We start from the raw sequence: 6900 nt of genomic DNA, 5'->3' as shown, positions 1-6900 counted from the left end.
GGTGCGTTTCACGACCACCCCGGGGTCGTGAAACGCACCCCAAGGTCGTGTTTTGCACCGGCAAGGCGGTGAGCCTCCTTCTACGGCGCGGCGTAGGGCCGGGGTAGCATCGAGCGCAACCGCTAGGTTCGAGGAGGACCACGATGCCCGGGACAGGCGCACCCGCCGCACGCGGCCAGGTGTTGGTTGCGGCTCGTGATCTAAGTGTTGGCTATGGCGAGCACGCCGTGTGCGGGCCGGCTACCTTCGTCCTCCGAGCGGGTGAGGCGCTGGCACTCGTGGGCGTCAATGGCGCCGGCAAGTCCACCCTGCTACGCACCTGTCTCGGCCTGCTTCCGCCCGTCGACGGCGAGGTGAGACTGCTGGGGCGCATCCCCGATCCGCGTTCGGGTCGGCAGCGCCGGGCGGTGGCACGCGAGTTGGGCGAGGAGTCCTTCTTCCCCGCCCTGACCGTGGCCGAGCACCTGGCACTGGTCTGCTTCGGGCATGCCGTGCCCGATCCGGAGCGGACCGCCAGGCAGCTGCTGGAGGAATTCGATCTCATCGACCTGGCCGACGCCCTGCCCGAAGAGATGTCCTCGGGACAGCGACGTCGCCTGGCTCTGGCCGCCGTGCTGGCCCGACCGCGGCGCATCCTGGTTCTGGACGAGCCGGAGCAGCGCCTGGACCATGTCACGCGCCGTGCCCTGGCACAGCGCCTGGTCGCCGAGCGGGAGACCGGTGTGGCCGTGCTTATCGCCTGCCACGACGCGGAGTTCGTGCGCACGGTCGCCACGAGTGTGCTGCTGGTAGGCGCCGACACCAACCTGCTTGATGTCTCCGCCGGGGTGCGCGCCATCACCGAGGGCCGGCTGTGACCGCGGCCGGCGGCAACTCCTCCCCCGCACCGCCCCCGGGTCGGGAACTACGCCGCTGGGTACGGGGTCATACCGCTAGTACACGCAGCCCCTGGGCGATTCTCGGTGATGTCTATGACACGTTGCTGTCCGCGGCGATCCTGGCTGCCATGACCGTCCCGTACCTGGCGCGGTTGGGGACCGGTGCCCCGGCGTCCATGCCCGGTATGGTCGCCGCAGACCCGGCCTGGGCGGCCATACTACTGGCGCTGGTACTGGTGGGGCTGCTGTTGGATCCGCTGCGGCGGCTGGGCCCGCTGTTCCTGCGGACCTATGAGGCGGCCTGGTGGCTGCCCATGCCCGGCGATCGGCGTGGCCTGCTGGCCCCCGTGGCGTGGGCGGAGATGGCGCTTGCGGTCGTCGCCGGCGGCACGGCCGGATTCTTGCTGGCGGTGGTGGCGGGCGGCGGAGCGGCGACGGCCTCCGGGACAATCCTGCTCGGCGGTGGCGGTGGGGCGCTGTTGTTATTGGCGCTGGTACATGCGCAGGTGGATGGTACCGGCCTTCTCGGTGCGAGAGTGGCACTGCTGGTCATGGCGGCAGCGGTGCTCGCGGTCGGTGCGTTAGGTGTGCCTTTTCCGCGCCGCGCGGCAGGAGTAGTGCTCACGCTGCTGGGCCTATTAGCGGATTTGGCGGCCGCCGCCTGGTGGTGGCGGTTGCGGGCCCGGCTGGTTGACATACCGGATTCGCACCTGCTGGAGGTGGCCGCCCGCAACCTGGGTGCGCAGGTTTCCTGGCTCTCCCTGGACACTCGCGCGCTCGGGCGCCTGCTGTCCGCCCCGGCTCGGCGTCCGGCCCGCCCATCACGCCTGCCGCTGGCCGGGTTGTCGCGTCGGCTGCCGCGGGCGCTGGGTCCGGTGTTAGCCATGGCTCAGGCGGACTGGCTGCTGCTGTGGCGCCAGCCGCGCCGCTTGGTGCAGCTACTGGCGGGCCTGCTCATTGCGATGTTCCCCCTGGTGTCCAGCGGTATCGGAGCGGTCGGCCAGGCCGTCTTCCATCTGGTCGGCGGCTGGGTTGCGGTCCTGGCTCTCGCCGAGCCCGCACGGCGTGCCTGGTTCGACGGCGCGGCGGACGCGTCCTGGCCGGTTGGCCCCATCCTGATCAGGTGCGGGCACCTGCTGGTGCCAGCCACGGCGATGACTCTTTGGACGGCGGTGGCGGTGCCCGCCCAGCTACGTGAACAGGCATACTCGTTGACGCTTACCGGGGCGTGCAACATCATCGGTCTCGTGGTGGCGGCGGGTTGCGGCTGGGCCGGTGCGGCGTTGCGGTCGGGGTTCCGGCCCGCACCGGATTTCTCCCTGGGCCTGATCGCCTCGCCGATCGGATCGCTGCCGCCGGGCGCGGTCGCGATGCTGGTAAACGGGCCCGACGCCGCCGCCCTGGCCGGAGCGCCGACCGCACTGCTGGCCGCGGGAGTGTCCCCGACGGCGCGACTGCTAGTCGCGCAGATAGCCGTCAGCGCCGTCGTCGTCACCTGGGGGCTGCTGGCCGGCCGCAGGCTGGTCTGAAGAACTAATCCCGTTGCTGCCAGGTCACCTTGTTCAAGACGTCGAAGGAACTGCCATTCCATAAGAAGTCCGCTTCCCCATGCCCGGTGGCGCAGGCGGTACAGGCCTCATCGGTGGCCAGGAACTCACCGGCCCACTCCAGGTGGAAACCGTTCTCAATCGGCTCGAGGGTGCCCTCGACCGCGCTGATCGCATTGCTCTGGTAGGGCCCGGCGGCGATCTGAATCCCGGTCTCGACGGCGGGCGCTGTGGAAGCATCGTCGTAGAAGCCGATGTGGTCGTATACCAGGTTCCCGCCGCCCCAGCAGGAGAAGACGACGGCCCGGTATGGCTTGCCGGCGAGGGTCACCACGGCGGTCTGCTTGACCGTCACGCTCATCTGAATAGTGCCGTCCTCCATGCTGGCAAAGCCGTCAACGAGGTTCACCCGACCGTCAGCGCTCCCCCAAAAGGCGCATTGTTCGGGCACGATCACCTCACCATTTATGAATGCGGCCTCATCCGGGACCGTAGCGTCCGCAGCAAGTGGCTGCGGCGTCGACGTCTCCTGGGCCGGCTGCGCCAAGGGCGCATCCGTGCTTGCGGAAGCGGTTGGCTCCTCAGTGCCCGCTGCCGTCCTAGTTGCCGCTGCGGCGGAGCTTGATGGCCCCGTCGCGGATGCAATCGGGGCGGCGTCCCGATTCGCCGGGCCGCACCCCAGAACGGAGCCGGCCATGAGCAGCATCGCGACGACGGCAATGGCGCGCGCCCCCGAAGCACGGTTGCTCGCAGATGATTTACCCATCGCACACCACATTTCTTGCAGCCTAGTCGGTTGCAGCGCGGTACAGGTCGATACCCGCGCCAGGAACCGCCTCGATAAGGCGCTTGGTGTATTCCTCGCGCGGGTGGGCGAACAGCTCATCACTCGGCCCGGCCTCAACGAGCCGCCCCTGCTCCATGACGTCGACGTCGTCTGCGAGCAGGCGCACAACGGCCAGGTCGTGGGTAATGAACAGGTAGCTCAGTTTCAACTCCGCCTGCAGGTCCGACAACAGTTTAAGGATCTGCGCCTGCACCAGCACGTCCAGAGCGGATACGGCCTCATCCAAGACGACGATCTCCGGCCGCAGGGCCAGGGCGCGCGCGATGGCCACGCGCTGACGCTGGCCACCGGACAACTCGCCGGGGTAGCGGCGCATGGCGCTGCGCGGCAGCGCCACCATATCCAGTAGCTCGGCGACCCGCCGCTCCCGCTCCTTGCGCGTGCCCACCCGGTGCACTCGCAGCGGTTCCTCCACCGAGGAGAACACCGAATACATGGGGTCCAGAGAGCCGTAGGGATTCTGGAACACGGGCTGCATAACGCGACGCAGGCCGAAGAGCTCCCGCTTGTTCAGCGTGGACAGGTCGGTACCGTGGTGGAAAACCTTCCCGCTGGTGGGGTCGATCAGATTCAGGATGATGTTGGCGACGGTGGACTTGCCCGAACCGGATTCGCCGACCAGAGCCAGAGTGGTGCCCTTACGCAGGCCGAAGCTGACATCGTCGACGGCCTTGAGGGTGTTGGCCTTCCCCTTGGCACCACGCACCGGGAACACCTTTGTCAGGTGCTCCACGCGCAGCACGTCCTCGGTGGATACCTGCCCCATCCCGGCGCCCAGCAGCTCCTCGTCGGTGGTCTCCACGCCCCGGGCGTGCGCCTGCTCAATGCGGTGGGAGGCAAGCGAAGGAGCGGCCTGCACGAGCCGCTTGGTGTAGGGGTGCTGGGGGTCCTTGAGGATCTCAAGGCTGGGGCCGAATTCAACAACCCGCCCGCGGTGCATAACCACCAGGTGCTCGGCACGCTCCGCCGCCAGCCCCAGGTCGTGGGTGATCAGCAGCATGGCGGTGCCACGCTCGCGGGTCAGGGTCTGCAGGTGGTCGAGGATGACCCGCTGGACCGTGACGTCCAGGGCACTGGTCGGCTCATCGGCGATGAGCAGACTCGGGTCGGCGGCCATGCCGATGGCGATCAGCGCCCGCTGACGCATACCACCGGAGAACTCGTGCGGGTACTGCTTGGCGCGGCGGGCGGCGTCCGGCAGGCCGGCCTCGGTGAGCAACTCGGTCACCCGACGGTCCAGCTCGCCGCCGGGCACCACGTTGTTGGCCCGCAGTGCCTCCTTGACCTGGTTGCCGATGGACCAGACCGGATTGAGGTTACTCATCGGGTCCTGCGGCACCAGGCCGATGCGCGCCCCGCGCAGCGCGGTCATCTCCTTGGCGGAGGCGCTGGCCAGGTCTTGCCCCTCGAAAAGGATCTTCCCGCCGGTGACGCGACCGGTGCCCGGCAGCAGGCCGATGACGGCGTGGGCGGTGGTCGATTTGCCGGAGCCGGACTCCCCCACAATCGCCACCGACTGGCCGGGGTAGACGGTCAGATTCGCCTTGCGTACCGCCGGAACCAGGCCGGTGGAGGACCGGAAGGCCACCTGAAGGTCCCGGATCTCCAGCAGCGGCCGGTCGGGATCCGGACGCTTGTCCGCGATGCTCGTATCTGTCATGTTCTTCGCGTTCGCCTTGCTCATTTGCGGGCCTTGGGGTCGAGGGCGTCGCGCACGACGTCACCCATCATGATGAAGCCGAGCACCGTCAGGGCCAGGGCACCGGCCGGATAGAACAGAATGCCGGGCGCGCTGCGCAGTGATGACTGGGCCGCGGAGATGTCCGCTCCCCAGGAGACGATGGTGGCGGGCAGACCGATTCCCAGGAAGGACATGGTCGCCTCGGTGACGATGTAGGAGCCGAGCGACACCGTGGCGGTGACGATGATCGGCGCCGCCGCGTTGGGCAGAATATGCCGGAACATGGTCGCCCACCTTCCGGCGCCCAACGCCGTCGAGGCGATGACGAACTCGTCGTTCTTGACCGCCATGACCGCACCCCTGGTGATACGGGCGATCTGTGGCCAACCGAAGATCCCCAGCACCAGCACCACCGTGAATACGGAGCGATGAGTCTTGAACATACTCATCACCACGATGGCGGCGAGCATGAACGGAACCGCGAAGAAGATATCTGTGATCCGCGACAGCAGGGCGTCGAACCAGCCTCCGAAGAACCCGGCGATGGCGCCGATCATGGAGCCGACCGCCACCACGAGCAGGGTGGTCAGCACCCCGACGCTCACGGACGCGCGGGCCCCGTAGACGGTACGGGCGTATATGTCGCAACCCTGCTTGTCGAAGCCGAAGGGGTGGCCCGCACTTGCCGGCGCCAGGGAGTTGCTCAGCTCGCAGAAGCGGGGGTCGGTGCTGGTGAACAGCCCCGGGGCGACCGCTAACGCCACGGCGGCGAGGATCAGCAGCGCGGCGATCCAGAACAAGGGACGTCGGCGCAGTTGCTTCCACGCCTCACCCCACATCGACGCCGGCGCGGACTCGTCTGCGACGGCGTCCACCGCCCCCAGGCCGGTCTCGTCGATGTCGGAGACGAAGCGCTCCTGGCCGGGGCGGGGGGCGACGGGCGCGCCTGGTTGAAGAGTGTCAGGCATAGCGGATCCTCGGGTCGAGGGCGGCGTAGAGCAGGTCCACGAGTAGGTTGGAAATGATGAAGACGAGCACGAGCACGGTGGTGAAGGACACCACGGTTGTGCCCTGCCCTTGAAGGATCGCCCGATACAGGGTTCCACCGACGCCGTGAATATTGAAGATTCCTTCGGTAACGATGGCACCGCCCATGAGCGCGCCCAGGTCTGCCCCCAGGAAGGTCACCACCGGTATCAGTGAGTTGCGCAGAATGTGGTGAGTAACCACGCGACGTTCTGAGATCCCCTTGGCGCGGGCAGTGCGCACGTGGTCGGCGGCCAGGTTTTCTCCCACGGAGGTGCGGGTCAGCCGCAGTACATAGGCGAAGGAAACGGCCGACAGCACCATGGCGGGCATGAGCAGGTCCCTTACGCCAGGATTGCTTCCCGCCGTCACCGGCAGCCAGCCGGCCTTGATGCCGATGAGGAACTGCAGCACGAAGCCGATGACGAAGGTGGGAACGGCGATCACCGTCATGGACAGGACCAGCACCGTGGCGTCGAATGCGCCTCCGCGGCGCAGTCCGGCCAGCGTTCCGATGATGATTCCGAAGACGCCTTCCAGCACCAGTGCCATCACGGCTAGTTTGATGGTGACGGGGAAGGCCTGTGCCATTACCTCGGAGACGGGCTGGTGGGAGAAGGTGGTGCCGAAGTCGCCGGTGAAGATGCCCTTGATGTACAGCAGGTATTGCACTATGAAGGGCTGATCCAGGTGGTATTCGGCCCGGATCTGGGCGACGACGGCGTCCGACAGGGCGCGTTCCCCGCCCAGGGCGGCAACAGGGTCGCCGGGCAGTGCGAAGACCATGGCGTAGATCAGGAAGGTGGCCCCGAAGAACACGGGAATCATCTGCAAGAGTCTGCGTCCAACATAGCGGAGCATAGTGAGTCTTCCGGTGAGTGGTGTCCATGCTGTCGGGGCCGGACGGGCGCCCGTCCGGCC

6 protein-coding genes are annotated in these 6900 nt (G+C 67.7%); 2 read left to right on the top strand and 4 right to left on the bottom strand.

Annotated elements, in window-relative coordinates:
* The first annotated feature begins 143 nt into the window (after positions 1-143).
* On the top strand, positions 144-857 hold the full coding sequence (locus DRB06_RS03755; RefSeq protein ID WP_111819162.1) for an ABC transporter ATP-binding protein: 714 nt from the start codon (positions 144-146) through the stop codon (positions 855-857).
* Between the two features lie 149 nt (positions 858-1006).
* Positions 1007-2407, top strand: coding sequence for a DUF6297 family protein (locus DRB06_RS03750; protein WP_146750794.1), 1401 nt, complete (start codon positions 1007-1009; stop codon positions 2405-2407).
* Between the two features lie 4 nt (positions 2408-2411).
* Here the strand turns inward: DRB06_RS03750 and DRB06_RS03745 are convergent, their stop codons facing one another.
* From DRB06_RS03745 to DRB06_RS03730, 4 genes are all read right to left on the bottom strand, one after another.
* A complete protein-coding gene (locus DRB06_RS03745; RefSeq protein WP_146750793.1) occupies positions 2412-2972 on the bottom strand; it encodes a hypothetical protein in 561 nt (186 codons plus the stop codon).
* Between the two features lie 241 nt (positions 2973-3213).
* Complete coding sequence (locus tag DRB06_RS03740) at positions 3214-4932, bottom strand: ABC transporter ATP-binding protein (protein WP_181575178.1); 1719 nt, start codon at positions 4930-4932, stop codon at positions 3214-3216.
* Between the two features lie 20 nt (positions 4933-4952).
* Complete coding sequence (locus DRB06_RS03735) at positions 4953-5921, bottom strand: ABC transporter permease (protein WP_111819159.1); 969 nt, start codon at positions 5919-5921, stop codon at positions 4953-4955.
* A complete protein-coding gene (locus tag DRB06_RS03730; protein WP_111819158.1) occupies positions 5914-6840 on the bottom strand; it encodes an ABC transporter permease in 927 nt (308 codons plus the stop codon). The genes DRB06_RS03735 and DRB06_RS03730 overlap by 8 nt, the downstream gene beginning before the upstream one ends.
* Positions 6841-6900: the final 60 nt, after the last annotated feature.

The sequence above is a fragment of the Actinomyces sp. Z5 genome, from assembly GCF_003287795.1.
Classification (GTDB): Bacteria; Actinomycetota; Actinomycetes; order Actinomycetales; family Actinomycetaceae; genus Actinomyces; species Actinomyces glycerinitolerans.
The sequence above is the reverse complement of the archived record's forward strand: the minus strand, read 5'-3'. Positions and strand labels throughout refer to the sequence as shown.